Source organism: Marinomonas sp. UCMA 3892 (genome assembly GCF_012726345.1).
Classification (GTDB): Bacteria; Pseudomonadota; Gammaproteobacteria; order Pseudomonadales; family Marinomonadaceae; genus Marinomonas.
In genome coordinates, this window is sequence record NZ_PTXN01000013.1 from 59,958 (window position 1) to 77,666 (window position 17,709).

Consider the following 17,709-nt stretch of genomic DNA (forward strand, 5'->3'; position numbering starts at 1 on the left):
TATGTACAAGAGTAAAGGGATCCAAGCTTACAGAAAGGACTCAATCAAGTCTGATTTAGCGTCGGCTGACCCTCATCGCGTCATTCAGCTCTTAATGCAAGGTGCGCTTGAAAAGCTAGCGTTAGGCAAAGGTTGTATCGAACGTTCAGACTGGGAAGGAAAAGCAGCAGCATTAACTCGCGCTAGTGAAATTATTAATGCGTTAAGAGATGCATTAGACCGTGATGTTAATCCAGAACTTGTTGATAATCTTGAGTCGCTTTACGAATATATGATAATTCGTATCACTGAAGCTAGTATTGCTAAAGACACTAGTATTATTGACCAGGTAATGGGCCTTATTTTGCAAATTAAAGGTGCCTGGGATCAAATATCTACAGCTGATAAGCAAGCTGCTTATGAAGGTCAGATCGAAGCTCGAGTTGGAGCGGTTTAATGTTTGATATGTCTCACTTAACTGAGTTGAGTGCCGCATTAGAACAAAGTGTTATTGATAAAGATGTAGAAAAAATACAACTATTATGTGAAGAGAATGATGAATTTATTCGCTCCATTAAACCACTTTCTACTCCGAAGGATAATGAGCGGATAAAGCATTTTATATTGGTACATCAATCTGCCATTCAATTTATTCGTGATGTACATACGGAAATGCAAAAACAACTTTACCAAACTAATAAAACTCGTAAGAGTGTCAATAAGTACAAAGGCGTGAAAAATGCAAAATGAGGAAAATTTATCCTCTCTTGATCAGGCTGAAGCATTTGCTTCGTTGTTTGAAAGAGGTGCATTACGCCTCAAAGAGCATGACCAAGAGTTGACAGAGCGATACCTCAGAAACATGACTGTGTTTTCTCAGGTAATGCCTCACATCTTCGAATCCTTTCAAGATTACCAACCTAAAAAACGTCATATTTATATGGAAGAAAGCGGTGAGCTTAATCTTTACCGTGAAGATGTTGGCGTGCCACTTTTTTCGAAAACCCCAAGAGCTCAGTCTGCCGAAAGAGTAAATCGAGCTTTTATCAAGCCTAATAAAACGGTATTAAATCTAGAACGTACGGCAAATCATCCAAGCCGCCATGTGTACTACAGTAATAAAATACTAGATCAAGTTGAGCAACAGTCAGCAGGGCTAGAGCCACAAAGTGGTTGGCCCGAGTTTGTTGGATCGGCAATATTGTTTGGCGTGGAGTTTGGTTATCAGCTTGAAATGATTCTTGCTGAACGCGAGATAAAACACCTTTATCTGTATGAATGTGACTTGGATTTTTTCTATTACTCATTGTTTGCTATTGAGTGGCAGAACATTTTAGAAATCTGTAACCGTGATGGTCGTACCATTCATTTCTTTTTAGGTGTGAGTCCTGAAGAATTTACCGAAAAGTACCTTCGCCAATTAGAAGAGAATGGCTTCTTCATGGCACCAGAAACCTTTCTTTATGTTGGTTATGGTAGCCCTGAAAATGATCTAGCAATTGAGTATTTTAAAAAGCAGTATGCACGTCAGGTCATGGGTTGGGGTTTTTTCGATGATGCTTTAATCGGTATTGCGCAAGGCTTGAAATCCTTACCTAAAACTAAAATCGCCCATTTTCAAGGCCGTGATGTTTTGCCCAAATGGGTGAGTAATATTCCTGTTTTTATTCTAGGTAATGGCCCATCTCTTGATCAAGGGATTGAATTAGTCAAAGAAGTGCGAGATCAAGTTCTGCTGATTTGCTGTGGCTCGACTATCAACACCTTAAAAAAGCTAGGTGTGACACCTGATATCCATGTCGATATTGAACGTCTTAAACAAACGGTTGATAAGTTTCAATTTTTAGATCAAGACTATCTCGATAAAATTTGGGGGTTGTCGGTAAATGTTATGCACCCCGGCTTGTTTGATTGTTTTAAGCGCTCGGGCATGGCGATGAAACCAGGCGAAGCCATAACCTCTTTAATGTTAAATCAAGCGCGCTCCCATGGTGATAGCAAAGAGTACGTACAGCTGAATTACTGTAATCCCGTGGTTGCTAACCTGGCACTGTCTTATGTTCATCTCTTTGGCTTTAACAATGTTTATTACCTTGGTGTAGACAATGGTTTCAAAGATAAAGGCAGTCATCACTCTGTTCACAGTGGATATTATAAAGACGGCAAAGAGTCTGGCTTTCAAACTTTCCAGGAAGCAAAATTAGTAGAACGCGAAGGAAACTTCGGTGGCACAATTTACGCAACAGGGATTATGGATACTTCACGTGTTCAGTTGGAATCTCTCACTCGACAATTGAATAAACGCCGTAATTTTGCCAGTTTTAATTTATCCGATGGCGCAAAAATTGAAGGTGTAACGCCCTTACGTTTTGAAGATGTTCTCATCATGGATCCTAAAATCGATCACGCTAAAGTTATCGATATTCTAGAAAGCGTATTTTTTACAGAACCGCCAGAGTCGTTAATTGATCAGTCTGCCAATGCGCTTATTTCTGTCGATGACTTCTGCAAGATTAGTCGGGTTCTGCAACAGGGCTGGGATGAATCGATAACAACACGTGAGCAAGTGTGTGATTTATTTTGGTCTCATCATCGTCAGATTTATTTTTTGAAGGGCAGTATTCATCGTCATATTTATGATCTATTAATTGGTTCCTTCACTTACTCTGCATTCCTAATCGTGCAGTTTTTGTTTAAGTATCAGGACGAAGCTGAAACCGTGGCTCGGGCCCGTCATTTATTTACGCCTTGGTGTGAATTCCTTGAAGAAATGCCAAGCATGCTTCAGCAAGCGTCTGAATATGTAGATCAAGGTAATGATCATCTCATCACTTTTTATAATGGTTAATTATGTTCGAACCTATGTTTGAAAAAATGCCTTTTATTATTGCTGAGTTATCGGGCAATCATGACCAAGATTTTGAGCTTGCTAAAGCCATGATTCATGCTGCGGCAGAGGCAGGCGTGGATGCTATTAAACTGCAAACCTATACACCAGATACCATGACATTAGACGTGCGCCATGGCGAGTTTATGGTGTCTGAAAGTGATAGCTTGTGGCGTGGCTCCAACTTGTATGATCTATACAAAAAAGCCTCAACGCCTTGGGAGTGGCATAAGCCGTTGTTCGAATTGGCTGAGTCGCTAGGATTAGTCGCCTTTAGCTCGCCTTTCGATTTAAGCGCAGTGGCATTTTTAGAATCTATCGATGTGCCTTTGTATAAAATCGCTTCTTTTGAGATGACCGACATTCCGTTAATTCAAGCGGTAGCAAGAACCGGTAAGCCGATTATCATGTCCACTGGCATGGCAAGTGAAGAAGAAATAGCAGAAGCCGTAGCAACTATTAGAGCCATTGGTGATAATCCGTTAACACTGCTCAAATGCACCAGCACTTACCCTTCCAAAATAGAAGATTCCAACCTAGTCACTATGGCCGATTTAGCAGCAAAAACAGGTTGCCCAGTTGGATTATCTGACCATACCCAAGGCTTGGGGGCGGCTGTAGCTGCAACGGCGCTAGGTGCGACTGTCATCGAAAAGCACTTTGTTTTAGATCGTAGTGCTGGCGGGGTTGATGCTGAATTCTCTATGGAGCCCGAAGAGATGAAAGCGCTAGTTGTCGCTTGTCGTGCGGCAAAAGCGGCGCTTGGTACAGTGACTTATGGTGGCTCAGATGCCGAGCAAGCTGCGAAGAAATACCGCCGCTCTATTTATGTGGCAGTAGATTTACCCGCTGGCACCATATTGACCGAAGAGCACCTAAAAATAATTCGCCCATCGTTCGGTCTTGCGCCGAAATATTGGCCAGAAGTGTTAGGTAAAACATTAATGGAAGATGCGCAAAAAGGTCAGCCGCTTGCTTGGGATATGATGGCGTGAAACTCTTGGTGCGAGCTGATGCTTCTGTCGAGATCGGTATGGGGCACAGAGTTCGCTGCCAAGCCTTGATTCATGCTTTTACACAATACGGCTGGCAATGTCAGTTTGTGGTGGATCGTCGTTACCAAGCCTTTGCTTCCCCTGAAGATTGTTTTATCGGTGGCCAATCTGAAAAAGAGTGTAAGACAGAGTTTCTATCTCTAGCAGAACAAGCTGATTTAGTGATCTTAGATCATTACGGCTACAGTGCCGAAGATATTACGGTATTGCATCAACATCAGCCAAATTTACTGGTGTTGGATGATATGAATGACAGAGGTGACTTTCCTGCCAAATGGCTTCTGAATCCTTTGCAGCAAGGTTACTCCAAGCAAATTGAATTCCCATTAACGGGAAGCCGATACGCGTTATTAAGACCAGCTTTCCAAAAGCTCGAATTAAATCAAATTTTACCACAGCAATTGCTTATTACCCTTGGCGGAACCGACCCGCTTACTCTAACTTTGCCTATTTTAAACGCCTTGTTGGCGTCAGGTTTTCCTACGAAAGACATTCAGGTTCTATTGGGCGCTAATGCCAAAAATGCCGATAAAGTGATCAGTTTTTGTCACCACAATAGTATCGCTTTTGAACAAGGTTTAGCGGATGTCACTTATTTGATGAAGCAAGCCAAGATGGCAATTTCTGCCGCTGGTGGTACCTTGTTTGAATTGGCTTGCATGGGCGTGCCGACCGTCTTTGCCCAAGTGGCTGACAATCAAACTCGCTCTTTGGAGCAACATGTGCCATTAGATTGGTGTCGTTCTATTCGTTTTGATAATGTGCCGGAAGAAGTGCGGCAGCAACGTATTGAACAGTTGGTTGAAGTGATTAATCGTTACTGGTTAGATATTGAGTGGCAAGAAAATGCTCGTAAAACGGCTCGTGGTTTAGTCGATGGTGACGGTGCAAACCGCGTAGCAAAAACCATTAACTCATATTTTTCAGCTTCATGATTTGCGTTAAGCGCAACCAATCTTCTTCCGTGTCTAAATCCTGAATTCGATGTCTTGGTAATAATAAAGGCTTGGATTTAGGGCCAAATATTTCTTCATCAAACCAGTCTTGAGTGCTCGCCCAATAGAACTGCCCCGCATCATGAATAGCTTCGACTAAATCTTGTGAGCGTTTGCCAATGTGTTCAGGGAACATGGGCGCTAATTCGCCGTTTTCTTTGAGGTGAAGTGCTCTTTGAATCGGGAAGGCAAAGGTAGTGGCTGAAAAGCAAAATGCTGTGTTTTGGTTTAGTTGTACCAAACCTTGCTGTAAATCTTCTGGCGTCAGCATTGGGCAAGTGGCATAAATCAAACACGCTTGGTCTGGTATTTTGCCTTCATCAATCAAATGGCGCAGCGCATGCTGCATTACCGGTGTTGTACCTGTCATATGATCGGCCAAATCGGCAGGGCGAAAAAACGGAGTCTCTGCGCCAAATTTGCGTGCGACTTCTGCAATTTCTATATCATCGGTAGAGACAATAACGCGATCGAATAGCCCTGAAGCAATCGCCGTTTCGATGGAATAAGCGATCAAAGGTTTGCCATCTAAAAAGCGAATGTTTTTTCTAGGAATACGCTGTGATCCACCACGGGCTGGAATCACCGCAACTCGATAGTTTTTTGGGTTTTCTTGTGAAAGAGCGCTGTTTTTCATTGTTTAGGCTCTCATTACACGATTAGCAATTAAGGCATGTTTTAAGATCAGTGCCACTCGCTCTTGTTGAGCATAAGTTAAGTCGGCAAAAAGCGGCAAACTCAGTGTGCGAGCGTAGTAATCTTCTGCAATAGGGAAGTCACCTTGTTTAAATCCTAATTCTTGATAATAAGGTTGGGTGTGCACAGGAATGTAATGCACCTGAGTGCCAATGCCTGCTTGACGTAAAATATCATACACTCCTTTTCTTGCCGCCATGTTATGTTCTGGCAATAAAATTGGAAATAAATGCAGTGCTGAGTAATTATCATCCGCTTGATAAGGTAAGGTAATAGGCAGGTTTTTTAACAAGGCCTTATAGTTAGCAAATTGCTGATGGCGACGCTCGATAAAGTCATCCAAACGCGATAATTGCGATAAACCAAGAGCAGCCTGTAGTTCCGTCATGCGGTAATTAAAGCCCAGCGTGTGTTGCTCATAGTACCAATCACCAGGCATTTGCGTTAATTCATCAGGTGATTTGGTTGTGCCTTGCTGAGAATGAGTACGCATGTGTTTGGCGAGTTGTTCGTCATTAGTAATTGCCATGCCGCCTTCAGCCGAGGTGATGATCTTCACTGGATGAAAGCTGAAAATACAAATGTCGCTGAATGCTCCGTTGCCCACGTAGTTGTCTTGGTATTTCGCACCAATTGCATGGGAAGCGTCTTCTATAATACGAAAACCATATTCTTCTGATAAAGCGTGAATAGCTTCCATATCGCAAGATTGACCTGCGAAATGCACCGGAATCACGACTTTTGGTAATTGATCATGTGCTTTTGCTATGGCTAATTTTTCAGCCAATTTATTCGCACACATGTTGTATGTACGAGGATCAATGTCGACAAAACTTACGTTGGCGCCGCAATAACGTGCGCAATTAGCAGAAGCGATAAAGGTATTAGGTGATGTCCAAACCGTGTCGTTTGCTCCAACTCCTAACGCCAAGCAGGCTAGGTGCAAGGCCGATGTGGCGCTGTTTGCTGCTACACCATAACGAGCGCCGACTTTTGTACAAATAGCTTGTTCAAACTCACTGACACAAGGGCCTTGAGTCAAAAAGTCAGAACGTAGCGATTTTACGACGGCCGCAATGTCGTCTTCGCTAATAGATTGACGGCCGTAGGGAATAAAATCAGTGTGCGTCATCGAAGGTCAAAATCTCTTCAATACTTAAAAAATGTGGGTTGCTGCCAGATTGATACTCATATCCTGGTTCAACCAACTCGCCCGTTTCGCCTAAACGGTTGTGAGCAAAATCCATATCGTCTTGATAAAACTTGATGCTTGGTGAAATGACATAATGGTCCTTGAACTCATAGGTATGATAAGAATCATCTGCAGGACACATAACTTCATGAAGTTTTTCACCCGGACGAATACCCACGTCACGGGTGGGGATATTAGGAGCATAAGCCGCGGCTAAATCTAAGATCCTAACAGAAGGGATTTTAGGAATAAAAATCTCACCACCGTGCATGCGTTGGAAGTTCTTCAATACAAAATCCACACCCATTGGCAAAGTGATCCAAAAACGTGTCATGTCTGGGTGGGTAATAGGAATGGATTCTGCGCCATCAGCAACCAGCTTTTGGAAAAAAGGTACAACAGAGCCGCGTGATCCAACTACATTGCCGTAACGGACCACAGAGAAACGCGTGCGACCCTGACCGACCATATTGTTGGCGGCGACAAATAATTTGTCAGAAGCGAGCTTGGTCGCGCCGTAAAGGTTGATTGGCGCAGCCGCTTTGTCAGTGGATAAGGCGATGACTTTTTCAACATTATTAGCAATTGCCGCCGCAATGACATTTTCAGCACCATGAATGTTGGTTTTGATACATTCCATCGGGTTGTATTCAGCGGCTGGAACTTGTTTTAGTGCCGCAGCATGAATGACAAAATCTACATCTCGCATGGCTTGAGTTAAACGATCTTTGTCTCGAACATCACCGATAAAATAGCGCATGCAAGAAGCATCAAAATCTTGCTGCATTTCGTATTGCTTCAACTCATCACGAGAATAAATAACCAGTCGTTTAGGTTGGTAGTTGGCCAAGAGTGTTTTCACATACTGGCGACCGAAGGAGCCGGTGCCGCCAGTAATAAGAATGCTTTTGTTGTTAAACATGTTTTTTACCAAACTAAATAATGGAATTTGAAAGCCCAATGAGCATGGCCATTGTACAAAGAGTCTTTTTACTATATCGACTACTTTAGGCTAAACATTAATGAAATCAAGGAACTGCTATTGATTATAACTGCATAATCAATTTATTTTTTCTTTCGTGATATACAGTCTGCAATATGATCATTAACCATGCCCGTGGCCTGCATAAAAGCATAACAGGTCGTTGCGCCAAGAAATTTAAAGCCTCTTTTCTTTAAGTCTTTGGCAAAACGAGTGGAAAGTTCGGTTACCGCAGGTGCTTCTGCGTGATGGCTGATTGAATTATCAATGACTTTATTATCACTAAATGCCCAGTAATATTGGCTAAATGAACCAAATTCGTCGACAATTTTTAAAAAGGCTTTGGCATTGTTAATGGTGGCTTCAATTTTAGCGCGATGGCGAACGATACGTTCATCCAGTAATAAGCGTTCTACGTCAGCTTCGGTCATTTTTGCGACTTTAACTGGATCAAAACCATGAAAAAGCGCTCGATAACCTTCTCGCTTGCGTAAAATAGTAATCCAGCTTAGACCTGCTTGAGCGCTTTCTAGTACAATGCATTCAAATAACGTTTGGTCGTCATAAATAGGGATACCCCATTCATTATCATGATAATGAATGTATTCAGGAGATCCTAAACACCAAGCGCAACGTATATTTTCCATTTGCGATACTCCAAATTTATAATCGCGACTTTTGTCATCGTGGCTTTTGTAACAGTGATTGCCTGAGTTGCGAATTAATCATATCAGACCACATTCCAAATAGTGGCCTGTTTAGGACGAGATAATATGAAGTTTAAACCGACGTACAGCAAAAAAGATGTTGAGGTATTAGCTGACGAATGTCTTTACAAAGGCTTCTTTGAAATGCGTAAACTGACCTTGAAACATAAAAAGTTTAACGGTGAATGGAGCCAGCCCATGACCCGAGAAATGATGGTGCGTAACGATGCTGTATGCGTGTTGCTGTTTGACCCTATTGAGGACAAAATCCTATTAATTGAACAGTTTCGTCCTGCTGTATTTAAAAGTGAATCACCATGGTTGCTGGAATTAGTGGCTGGAATGGTGGAAGAAGGTGAAAGCGATGAAGACGTAGTGCGCCGTGAATCTTTAGAAGAAGCGGGAGTGACGGTAAAGCGTCTTGAATACATGTTTAAGTTTGTGCCGTCGCCGGGCGGATTAGTGGAGTACTTACGCATGTATGCCGGAGAATTTGATTCAAACTTAGTAGATACCACGAAAGTTCATGGCTTGGACGAAGAAAATGAAGACATCAAATTGCATCTGGTATCTTCTGATGACGCCATTGCCTTGCTTAAGAATGATGTAGAAAACGCCAGCACTATCATGGGATTGCAGTGGTTTGCGCTAAATAAAAACGATCTGATAAAACGTTGGTGCGCTTAAGTTGATGAAATCAGATACATCTGTTTTGATAAATAAGAAGACGCTATTGCAGCCAGTTATTGGCCTTATTTCTTTTGCCTTTATGTGTAGCAATGTATTTTTCTGGACCTTGTTGGTTCATCTTGTTGCGCCGTTATTATTGCTAAAAAACACCCGCTATGAAAACTTTGCCGAGCACTGTTTTAATCGTTTATATGATGGCTGGGTGGCTTCTTGTGAGTGGTGGTTTCAAAACATCTTAGGAATAAGATGGGAACTTGATGAAACAATGAAAGTAGATTTTGACTATTGGCATCTGATCATTGCGAATCATCGATCTTGGGCCGATGTGTTCGTGATCTTTGCTCAGCTCAAAGGCCGTCGCCCTTTACCAAGAGTATTTATGAAGCAAGCTCTGATTTGGTTGCCGTTTGTTGGGTCAGCCGCTTATATAATGGGGTTTCCTTTTATGAAGCGCTATACTAAAGAGCAAATTCAAAAGAACCCCAAGTTAGCCGGTAAAGATTTAGCGACGACCAAACGGTCTTGTGTACGTCTTTTGAAACGTCCAAACTCTATAATGAGTTTTGTGGAAGGCACACGTTTCACTGAAGCTAAGCACAAACAACAGGCATCGCCTTATCATTGCTTATTAAAACCTAAGGCTGGAGGCGTTAGTTTCATATTGCAAACTATGCCAGAAGCCATAAAAAGCATTACAGACATCAATGTTTTATATGAGCAAAAGACAGTAACGGGGTGGGACCTTCTGTGCGGTAGAATCGGCAAAGTGAAAGTCATGGTGCGAGAAGTAGCCATTCCTGACACCATGTTAATGCCAGAATACCAAGCGTCTGGAAAGGATAGAGAACACTTCTTTACTTGGTTTAATCTATACTGGCACGATAAAGACACACGTATGAGCCATCAGTTAGACGCTTTAAAACAGAGTGTTATGATTGGTTCAGAGCAAGAATTTTCAAAAGGAAATACGTCGCAAGAATGACAGACATTATGAAGACACAGAAAACATCGAAACAATATGTACCAGATTTGGTGAGTTTACAGCTGCTAGGTGAGTTGAATTACCGCCGCTTAGGTAAACTCATGCGCGGTCAAGAAGAGATGGATTCTTGGAATTTTTCCGTTCATAGTGCGGGTGATCAAGAGAGTCGTTTATGTTTGACGCTTGGTAAAGAAAGCCGATTCACCTCTGAAATTTTATTAGAGTTTGGCCCAGAAATTCCTAAGAAACTTCTGTTCAAGACAACACTATCTATGACAGTGCGCTTGTATCATGATGTGGGCATTGCTGAGATTACTGATGGTCATCGACAATACAGCGGCACGTACCCTTATCCAAATGATGCCATGCTGCATCGAGACGAGAAATTTCGTTTAAATCAGCAACTGGCTGATTTGTTGGAGCTGTGTTTGAAGCATGGTCATAGATTGAATAACACCTTGTCTTTTCAGTTTGCCTAATCCTAAGATTTATCTTTATAACTTAACCTAAGTAAAGAGACGAGATCCTTTGACTGCTTTATTGTATATCCATGGTTTTAATAGCTCGGAACGTTCCCATAAGGCGACTGTTTTAGGGGAGGCGGCGAAAGAAATGGGCCTGCCTGATGCGATTATTTCTCCGCGCTTATCTTGGCAACCAGCGCAAGCGATTAAACAGTTGGAAGCAATAATTGAAGCCAATCAGCATCAGGGCATTACGTTAATCGGTAGTTCTCTAGGGGGATTTTATGCGGCATATCTTGCCGAAAAATACCATTTGAAGGCTATTTTAGTGAATCCTGCGGTGCAAGCTCCCGTATTGCTACAAGATTTTTTGGGACCTCAGCTTAACCCTTATACCAATGAAGAATACGAATTAACTCAAGCCCACATGATAGAGCTTGAGCAATTGGTAATTACAGAACCGACAGCCGATTTATACTGGCTGATGATTCAAGAAGGCGATGAAGTGTTGGATTATAAAGAAGCACTTAAAGCCTTTCCCAAAACAGCACGACTTACTCACGAAGAAAAAGGCGACCATAGTTTTACTGAATTTGAACGGTTTTCCGCAGAAATTCTTCGTTTTGCTGAAATATTAACCGAGTAAGCTACTGCTTTTGTTGGACTATTTCACACTAAGTAAAACCAGTGATAGACTCTAGCCAATCTAATTTACACTCGCACGCGCTGTAGTATTTTGACACTATGACGCACGATCAACTTGGAAGTAAAAACACGCATGTCTGCAAAAGAATATAACGCCGGATCGATAGAAGTTCTTAGTGGCTTAGAACCAGTACAAAAACGCCCAGGAATGTATACGGATACCTCACGGCCAAATCATCTAGCGCAAGAAGTCATTGATAACTCAGTCGATGAAGCTTTGGCTAGTCATGCGGATCGCATAGAAGTCATTCTGTATAAAGACGGTTCTTTGAGCGTAGAAGACAACGGTCGAGGCATGCCAGTCGATATTCACCCAGAAGAGGGGATCTCGGGTGTTGAGTTGATCCTGACCAAACTTCATGCTGGTGGTAAATTCTCGGGTGATAACTATCAGTTCTCTGGTGGTTTGCACGGTGTAGGGGTATCCGTTGTTAACGCTTTATCTACGTCATTAGAAGTATGGGTAAGACGTAACGGTATTCAATACCATATTGGCTTTGAAAACGGTTTTAAGACCTCTGAGCTAAAAGAAATCGGCACAGTTGGCAAAAAGAACACAGGTACCAAAGTTAAATTTACCGCAGATAGCAAATACTTTGATAACCCGAAATTTTCTATTTCTCGCCTTAAACATTTATTAAAAGCCAAAGCGGTACTTTGCTCGGGCTTGCATGTTGTCTTTATTGACCAAACGGGTAGTGAAGAAGCCCGTGAAGAATGGTTTTTCCAAGATGGTTTAAAAGATTACTTAGCGCAAGCCAATGACGGCTTTGTACTCCTTCCAGATGAGCCTTTCATTGGCGGTTTGACAGAAAAAACGCAAGGGGTTGATTGGGCAGTACAGTGGTTGCCTGAAGGTGGTGAGTTGGTAACAGAAAGTTATGTCAACTTGATCCCAACAGCGCAAGGAGGAACACATGTCAATGGGTTGCGAACAGGTTTGTTAGAAGCCATTCGTGAATTCTGTGATTTCCACAACTTGTTACCCCGCGGTGTTAAGTTAACCGCGGAAGACGTGTGGGATCGTTGTAGCTACGTGTTGTCAGCAAAAATTCAAGAACCACAATTTTCAGGACAAACCAAAGAGCGTTTATCATCTCGTCAGATCGTTGCCTTTATTTCCGCGACGGTAAAAGATTCTTTCAGCCTTTGGTTGAACTCCCATGTTGAAGACGGTAAAAAAATCGCCGACATCGTGATTAACAGCGCGCAAAAACGCTTAAAAGACAGTAAAAAAGTAGTGCGTAAACGAGTGACTCAAGGCCCAGCATTGCCAGGAAAATTGGCAGATTGTTCAGGGCAAGATTCCTCTCGAAGCGAACTTTTCCTCGTGGAAGGGGACTCTGCAGGTGGTTCTGCCAAACAAGCTCGCGAGAAAGACTTCCAAGCTATTTTGCCGTTACGAGGTAAAATATTAAATACTTGGGAGGTGGATTCCAATCAAGTACTTGCATCTCAGGAGATCCATGACATTTCTGTAGCACTTGGTGTCGATCCTGGTGACGAAGATCTAAGTGGCTTACGTTACGGTAAAGTTTGTATTTTGGCTGATGCCGACTCGGATGGTTTGCACATTGCTACCCTGATTTGCGCCTTGTTTGTTCGCCATTTCCCTGCCTTGGTAAACAGCGGGCATGTGTTTGTTGCTATGCCGCCTTTGTATCGAATCGACATCGGTAAAGAAGTTTACTACGCCCTAGACGACGAAGAAAAAGACATTACCTTACACAAGATTGCCGCTGAAAATAAACGTGGTACACCAAACGTACAACGATTTAAAGGCTTGGGTGAGATGAACCCATCGCAACTACGCGAAACTACCATGGCGCCAGATACTCGTCGCTTAATTCAGCTCACCATGGAAGACAAGCCGGATACTAATGAGCTTCTAGACAAACTACTGTCGAAAAAGCGTGCAGGGGATCGTAAAAGCTGGCTAGAAACTTACGGTAACTTGGCGATTATTGATTAATAAAATATCGCTTTTGCCCAGGCAAGCTAAAATATATGTATAGCTCAACTAAATGGAAACGAATGAATGTCTGAAGAAAAAGACGATGATGTCATCAGCGAAGAAGTTCTTTATGAAAAGATAGATCACTATTTATTGACGTTCGGGACAGACCGCTCACTGATGTGTGTATCAGAGTTAGATGGCTTTTTAACGGCATTAGGTTGCTCTGTACAAGAGTTAGAACCAGATGTTTGGTTGAATGCTATTTGGGGCGCGGACGAAGATCAACCTGTCTGGGAATCAACCGAACAAGAGGATGAGTTTCTGAGCCTTGTGCTTATCATGTATATGGAAACCATGAACAGCTTGTTGTTTGGGGATTTTTATCCTGTCTATCTTGAACAAGAAGTGGATGGCGAATACACCATAATGGTAGAAGAATGGTGTGTTGGTTTCATTCGCGGTGCTAAACTGATCGGTTTAGGGATCGGTGGTGATCGAGAGTTTTTCGATGAAGTCCTAGCGCCAGTGCGTTTATTTGGTACTGAAGCCGGTTGGGACAAGCTTGAAACTATGGTGACGGCAGAAGTTACCTTCTGGCGAGAAACCTTAGAGCCTTCTATATTGCGCTTGGTGCAGCATTATCACCCTGAAATGCAAACAGGCACAAAAAACAAAGAAACTCGCGTACTGCATTAAGTTTAGTTATTTATGTCACCAGTGGTTGGGAATTAACCTCAAAGAGACTAAACGCTGTTTTATAGGCAAGTTGTTTATATAGGCAGGTATAAAAAAACCGTGATTTAATCGATCACGGTTTTTTGTTTTAGAGCTCTGTTTTTAAATTAACCAACAACTTTCGCAATGCTTTCGCACAAATAATCTATGTTGTTATCACTCACACCAGCAATGCTCATGCGGCCAGTGTCGGCAATGTAAATCGCGTATTCGCTGCGCAATTTACGAACTTGTTCTAGTGTCAAACCAGAGTAAGAGAACATGCCGCGCTGATCCTTGATGAAGCTAAAGTCTTTGCTCACGCCAGATGCAGCCAATTTAGCTACTAGCTTTTCACGCAAACCGTTAATACGATCTCGCATAGCAGCAACTTCTAAAATCCACTCAGCTTTTAGTTCTGGGTTGCTCATGATGGTATAAACTACTGCCGCACCGTGAGCAGGTGGCATAGAGTAGTTCGCACGAATAGCTTGACCAATAATAGAGAATGCAGCATTTGCTTCATCAGCAGACGCAGCAATAACGCTCAAACCACCACAACGTTCACGGTAAATACCGAAATTTTTCGAGAAAGAGTTCGCGATCAACATATCTTGAACATTGGCAGCCATATAACGCAAGCCAGCTAAATCTTCATCTAAGCCGTCGCCAAAACCTTGGTACGCGGCATCAACTAATGCCAGCAGACCGCGCTTGTTAACGAAATCTGTTAGGACTTTCCAGTGATCGAATTGTAAGTCGATACCTGTTGGGTTGTGGCAGCAAGCATGAAGTAACAACACATCGCCTTCTTTTACTTCGGCTTCTAGCTTCGCCATCATGTCGTCAAAGCGTAGGCCATTTGTAGCTGGGTCGTAATATGGGTAGTCTTTTACTTCTACACCTGCAGAGTCAAAAATAGACTTGTGGTTACCCCAAGTAGGATCGCTTACCCAAAGACGAGCGCCTTTTAAGTTTGCGCTGATAAAGTCCGCTGCAACTTTTAATGCGCCTGTACCGCCAGGTGTTTGTGTAGAGCGGATACGACCAGAGGCGATTAATGGATTGCCTTCACCTAGAATCAAATCCTTAATAATGGCTTCAAACTCGGTGGCACCGTAAATACCTAGATAACTTTTAGAGTCTTCTTGTTCAAGCAAAATGGATTCGGCTTTTTTTACCGTATTTAAAATCGGTGTATGGCCATTATCGTCTTTATAAACACCTACACCCAAATCGATTTTTTTCGGATTTGGATCTTGTTTGTGAGCCATAATAAGAGCTAAAAGAGGGTCGCCTGAAACGGCTTTAAGATGCTTGAACATGATAGTTACGGGGTCCTTATTTTATGTCACAGGAAAATCACTGTGAATATAATTGTTGCTTGAGTAGCCTCTTCATTTTGCCGTTTTTATGACAAAATACAATGCAAGTGAGAGGGAAATTTCCTCAATACTGTAAAGAAAAAAAGACACCTAGTTTTTCCCCCTCAGCGAGCCAGTTTATGACCTCTTTTCAACAGCGTTTTCAAGTTCTCGATACTTGGTTAAAAACACATACACAGCTCTGGCAATTTGATACTTTTGCTCGCTTGGGTAATCCTTGGGAAAATGCCTATCCTGAATTGGCTTCACACTTGGCAGGAGAAAACCTAGAAATAGAAAGCGAGGCTTTTTATGTGGAAGTATTTCGACTCTGCCCAGAACTAAAAACTGCACTTAACTTTTCAAAGCCTGATTTTCTTGATGAATTGCCGCAGCGAGCACTTACTAATGATGTGCCAAGTTATGTCTCAGCAGGAATAAAAGGGCGTAAATGGTCACAAATCCAAGCGTTCGTCGCTCACACTCCCAATGCCGACAACTACCTAGAATGGTGCGCAGGCAAAGGCCACTTAGGTAAATTATTAGCTTTTCAAGATAACAAACCAGTCCACAGCCTAGAATGGCAAAAGACGCTGTGCGAAGCCGGTGAACAAGAAGCCAATAAATTAAAACTGCCACAGACCTTTATTCATGCTGATGTATTAAAAGGCGAAGGGCAATTGGCGTTAGCGAATGCTCACTGCGCCGTAGCACTGCATGCTTGTGGTGACTTGCATCGTGAACTCATCCAGCAAGCGATTGTTGCAAACACTGACAAGCTTTGCCTTTCCCCATGCTGCTACCACCTGACGAAAGATGAGTTTTATCGCCCACTATCCCAATGTGCAAAACAATCCCAACTTAATTTACGCCAAGCAGACCTTAAACTTGCCGTCAAAGAGGTTGCCACCGCTGGAGCTCGTGAACAACGTCTTAAACAGCTCGAACTCACTTACCGATTGGGTTTTGATTCATGGCAACGCATTGCTCGTCAGCAAGATGAATACCTGCTCGTTCCTTCTATCCAAAAAGCCATATTGAAGCAAGGTTTTGCGGCGTTTTGCCAGTGGGCGGCAGAACAAAAAGGTCTGTTACATTTACAAGCCCAATTGCCTTTTGAAGGCTTCGAAGCCATCGGCCAAACTCGTTATCAAAAAATACAAAAACTTGAAGCCATCAGCCAGCTGTTTCGCCCCGCATTGGAATATTGGCTCGTCCTCGACCGCGCCATCTATCTAGAAGAAAACGGCTACCAAGTCGAGATAGGAAAATTTTGTGATAAAAGCTTAACCCCAAGAAACTGGATGATCAGGGCTGAGCGTTAGTCAATAAGTAAGTACACTGCGACAAATTCATTGATCTAACTACAAAAACACATCAATTGTGATTTGGTTATCTTAGAAAACTGCGTTACATTGCTAGACTATAAAGTGTAAAGGAATGGTCAGCATGGAAGTCGCGCAGCGTTATTGGATGTTAGAATTGATCGCCTTTTGGGAAGGGCAAATAAATACCAAACCACTAATGAGTGCTTTAGGTATCACGAGGCAAAGTGTCAGTCAGCTGCTTAAACAATATCAGACCGATTTTCCAAACTCGTTAGACTATGACGCCAAACGAAAAGCCTACCAAATAACAGACCACTTCAAGCCGCACTATATTGACCAAACCGTGGATGAATACTTTGATTGGCTAAACTATGGCAAAATCCCTACGTTTTCTAATACCACTAGTGAATCCACCCAGCACAGAATCGAAGCCCTTGCGCGTTTTGTTTCACCGCAAGTCATGCGACCCTTATTAAAAGCCGTTAAAGACAAAACCGCAGTGGATTGCGAATATCTATCCGTTTCCAGTAGCGACCCGCAAGGCCGACTAATTTATCCCCATAGCTTTGTTAAAACCGCCGGACGCTGGCATGTTCGTGCTTACTGCGACATGCGAAAGCAATTCCTCGACTTTGTACTAAGCCGCTTTCAGAGCGTCGATTACGATGGCAAAGCCAGCGAACACACCGAGCAACAAGACACCCTGTGGAACACCCAAGTTTCACTGATTCTTGCCCCAGATTCCCGCCTCACAGACAAGCAAAAAAGGGTGCTTGAAAACGACTACGGCATGACTGATAGCCAGCTTCACATCGCCACCCGCGCCGCCCTCGTCAAATACACCCTCGACGACTTACAGATCAAAACCAAAATGCTTGAAGCCAATCCGCAAGCCCAACAACTGGTATGTGTTAACTACGCCGACATAAAACAATGGTTATTTGATTGATAAACATCGTCAAATATGGACACAGGGGCAGACAATGAAACCCTTCTTACCATCTAGTTAAAA

18 protein-coding genes are annotated in these 17,709 nt (G+C 42.7%); 13 read left to right on the plus strand and 5 right to left on the minus strand.

What is annotated here, in order from left to right; genetic code table 11:
- The first annotated feature begins 1 nt into the window (after position 1).
- The 5 genes from fliS to pseG are packed head-to-tail and all read left to right on the plus strand — an operon-like array spanning position 2 to position 4,856.
- Positions 2–436 carry a flagellar export chaperone FliS gene (fliS, locus tag B6N13_RS17335; RefSeq protein WP_012071234.1) on the plus strand — a complete coding sequence of 145 codons (435 nt, stop codon included), beginning with the start codon at positions 2–4 and terminating at the stop codon, positions 434–436.
- Positions 436–729, plus strand: a complete 294-nt coding sequence (locus B6N13_RS17340; protein WP_012071233.1) for a hypothetical protein — start codon at positions 436–438, stop codon at positions 727–729. The genes fliS and B6N13_RS17340 overlap by 1 nt, the downstream gene beginning before the upstream one ends.
- A complete protein-coding gene (locus B6N13_RS17345; RefSeq protein ID WP_169460105.1) occupies positions 719–2,827 on the plus strand; it encodes a 6-hydroxymethylpterin diphosphokinase MptE-like protein in 2,109 nt (702 codons plus the stop codon). The genes B6N13_RS17340 and B6N13_RS17345 overlap by 11 nt, the downstream gene beginning before the upstream one ends.
- Before the next feature lie 2 nt (positions 2,828–2,829).
- Positions 2,830–3,861, plus strand: coding sequence for a pseudaminic acid synthase (gene pseI, locus B6N13_RS17350; protein ID WP_012071231.1), 1,032 nt, complete (start codon positions 2,830–2,832; stop codon positions 3,859–3,861).
- Positions 3,858–4,856, plus strand: coding sequence for a UDP-2,4-diacetamido-2,4,6-trideoxy-beta-L-altropyranose hydrolase (pseG, locus tag B6N13_RS17355; protein WP_169460106.1), 999 nt, complete (start codon positions 3,858–3,860; stop codon positions 4,854–4,856). Before pseI ends, pseG begins: the two co-directional genes overlap by 4 nt.
- Here pseG and pseF read toward each other — a convergent pair.
- The 4 genes from pseF to B6N13_RS17375 form a co-directional block, all read right to left on the minus strand.
- Positions 4,831–5,553 carry a pseudaminic acid cytidylyltransferase gene (pseF, locus tag B6N13_RS17360; protein ID WP_169460107.1) on the minus strand — a complete coding sequence of 241 codons (723 nt, stop codon included), beginning with the start codon at positions 5,551–5,553 and terminating at the stop codon, positions 4,831–4,833. The two genes, pseG and pseF, sit on opposite strands and share 26 nt — an antisense overlap.
- Positions 5,554–5,556: 3 nt before the next feature.
- On the minus strand, positions 5,557–6,744 hold the full coding sequence (gene pseC, locus B6N13_RS17365; RefSeq protein ID WP_169460108.1) for a UDP-4-amino-4,6-dideoxy-N-acetyl-beta-L-altrosamine transaminase: 1,188 nt from the start codon (positions 6,742–6,744) through the stop codon (positions 5,557–5,559).
- Positions 6,731–7,726 carry a UDP-N-acetylglucosamine 4,6-dehydratase (inverting) gene (gene pseB / locus B6N13_RS17370; RefSeq protein ID WP_012071227.1) on the minus strand — a complete coding sequence of 332 codons (996 nt, stop codon included), beginning with the start codon at positions 7,724–7,726 and terminating at the stop codon, positions 6,731–6,733. The genes pseC and pseB overlap by 14 nt, the downstream gene beginning before the upstream one ends.
- Positions 7,727–7,869: 143 nt before the next feature.
- Positions 7,870–8,433 (minus strand): DNA-3-methyladenine glycosylase I, encoded by a 564-nt coding sequence (locus B6N13_RS17375; protein ID WP_169460109.1) that lies wholly within the window; start codon positions 8,431–8,433, stop codon positions 7,870–7,872.
- Between the two features lie 126 nt (positions 8,434–8,559).
- On the opposite strand from B6N13_RS17375, the gene B6N13_RS17380 reads away from it, so the two are divergent.
- The 6 genes from B6N13_RS17380 (at position 8,560) to B6N13_RS17405 (ending at position 13,987) form a co-directional block, all read left to right on the plus strand.
- Positions 8,560–9,180, plus strand: coding sequence for an NUDIX domain-containing protein (locus B6N13_RS17380; protein ID WP_012071225.1), 621 nt, complete (start codon positions 8,560–8,562; stop codon positions 9,178–9,180).
- 4 nt (positions 9,181–9,184) lie between these two features.
- Positions 9,185–10,165 carry an acyltransferase gene (locus B6N13_RS17385; RefSeq protein ID WP_169460110.1) on the plus strand — a complete coding sequence of 327 codons (981 nt, stop codon included), beginning with the start codon at positions 9,185–9,187 and terminating at the stop codon, positions 10,163–10,165.
- Complete coding sequence (locus B6N13_RS17390) at positions 10,162–10,644, plus strand: DUF1249 domain-containing protein (protein WP_012071223.1); 483 nt, start codon at positions 10,162–10,164, stop codon at positions 10,642–10,644. The genes B6N13_RS17385 and B6N13_RS17390 overlap by 4 nt, the downstream gene beginning before the upstream one ends.
- 49 nt (positions 10,645–10,693) lie before the next feature.
- Positions 10,694–11,275 carry a YqiA/YcfP family alpha/beta fold hydrolase gene (locus B6N13_RS17395; protein ID WP_048814107.1) on the plus strand — a complete coding sequence of 194 codons (582 nt, stop codon included), beginning with the start codon at positions 10,694–10,696 and terminating at the stop codon, positions 11,273–11,275.
- 132 nt (positions 11,276–11,407) lie between these two features.
- Positions 11,408–13,306 (plus strand): DNA topoisomerase IV subunit B, encoded by a 1,899-nt coding sequence (gene parE / locus B6N13_RS17400; RefSeq protein ID WP_012071221.1) that lies wholly within the window; start codon positions 11,408–11,410, stop codon positions 13,304–13,306.
- Between the two features lie 66 nt (positions 13,307–13,372).
- A complete protein-coding gene (locus B6N13_RS17405) occupies positions 13,373–13,987 on the plus strand; it encodes a UPF0149 family protein (RefSeq protein WP_169460111.1) in 615 nt (204 codons plus the stop codon).
- Positions 13,988–14,133: 146 nt separating this feature from the next.
- Here the strand turns inward: B6N13_RS17405 and B6N13_RS17410 are convergent, their stop codons facing one another.
- Entirely contained in the window at positions 14,134–15,330 is a 1,197-nt protein-coding gene (locus tag B6N13_RS17410; protein ID WP_169460112.1) for an amino acid aminotransferase, read from the minus strand.
- A 179-nt stretch (positions 15,331–15,509) separates the two neighbouring features.
- On the opposite strand from B6N13_RS17410, the gene B6N13_RS17415 reads away from it, so the two are divergent.
- On the plus strand, positions 15,510–16,694 hold the full coding sequence (locus B6N13_RS17415) for a methyltransferase (RefSeq protein WP_248280378.1): 1,185 nt from the start codon (positions 15,510–15,512) through the stop codon (positions 16,692–16,694).
- A gap of 124 nt (positions 16,695–16,818) precedes the next feature.
- Positions 16,819–17,646 carry a WYL domain-containing protein gene (locus tag B6N13_RS17420; protein WP_169460114.1) on the plus strand — a complete coding sequence of 276 codons (828 nt, stop codon included), beginning with the start codon at positions 16,819–16,821 and terminating at the stop codon, positions 17,644–17,646.
- Positions 17,647–17,709: the final 63 nt, after the last annotated feature.

Bases quoted from the DNA above. Each gene is read 5' to 3' on its own strand.
- B6N13_RS17405 (WP_169460111.1), top strand. From the start codon at position 13,373: ATGTCTGAAGAAAAAGACGATGATGTCATCAGCGAAGAAGTTCTTTAT.
- pseI (WP_012071231.1), top strand. From the start codon at position 2,830: ATGTTCGAACCTATGTTTGAAAAAATGCCTTTTATTATTGCTGAGTTA.
- B6N13_RS17345 (WP_169460105.1), top strand. From the start codon at position 719: ATGCAAAATGAGGAAAATTTATCCTCTCTTGATCAGGCTGAAGCATTT.
- B6N13_RS17380 (WP_012071225.1), top strand. From the start codon at position 8,560: ATGAAGTTTAAACCGACGTACAGCAAAAAAGATGTTGAGGTATTAGCT.
- pseF (WP_169460107.1), bottom strand. From the start codon at position 5,553: ATGAAAAACAGCGCTCTTTCACAAGAAAACCCAAAAAACTATCGAGTT.
- B6N13_RS17390 (WP_012071223.1), top strand. From the start codon at position 10,162: ATGACAGACATTATGAAGACACAGAAAACATCGAAACAATATGTACCA.
- pseC (WP_169460108.1), bottom strand. From the start codon at position 6,744: ATGACGCACACTGATTTTATTCCCTACGGCCGTCAATCTATTAGCGAA.
- fliS (WP_012071234.1), top strand. From the start codon at position 2: ATGTACAAGAGTAAAGGGATCCAAGCTTACAGAAAGGACTCAATCAAG.
- B6N13_RS17420 (WP_169460114.1), top strand. From the start codon at position 16,819: ATGGAAGTCGCGCAGCGTTATTGGATGTTAGAATTGATCGCCTTTTGG.
- B6N13_RS17340 (WP_012071233.1), top strand. From the start codon at position 436: ATGTTTGATATGTCTCACTTAACTGAGTTGAGTGCCGCATTAGAACAA.
- B6N13_RS17385 (WP_169460110.1), top strand. From the start codon at position 9,185: ATGAAATCAGATACATCTGTTTTGATAAATAAGAAGACGCTATTGCAG.
- parE (WP_012071221.1), top strand. From the start codon at position 11,408: ATGTCTGCAAAAGAATATAACGCCGGATCGATAGAAGTTCTTAGTGGC.
- pseB (WP_012071227.1), bottom strand. From the start codon at position 7,726: ATGTTTAACAACAAAAGCATTCTTATTACTGGCGGCACCGGCTCCTTC.
- B6N13_RS17415 (WP_248280378.1), top strand. From the start codon at position 15,510: ATGACCTCTTTTCAACAGCGTTTTCAAGTTCTCGATACTTGGTTAAAA.
- B6N13_RS17375 (WP_169460109.1), bottom strand. From the start codon at position 8,433: ATGGAAAATATACGTTGCGCTTGGTGTTTAGGATCTCCTGAATACATT.
- B6N13_RS17410 (WP_169460112.1), bottom strand. From the start codon at position 15,330: ATGTTCAAGCATCTTAAAGCCGTTTCAGGCGACCCTCTTTTAGCTCTT.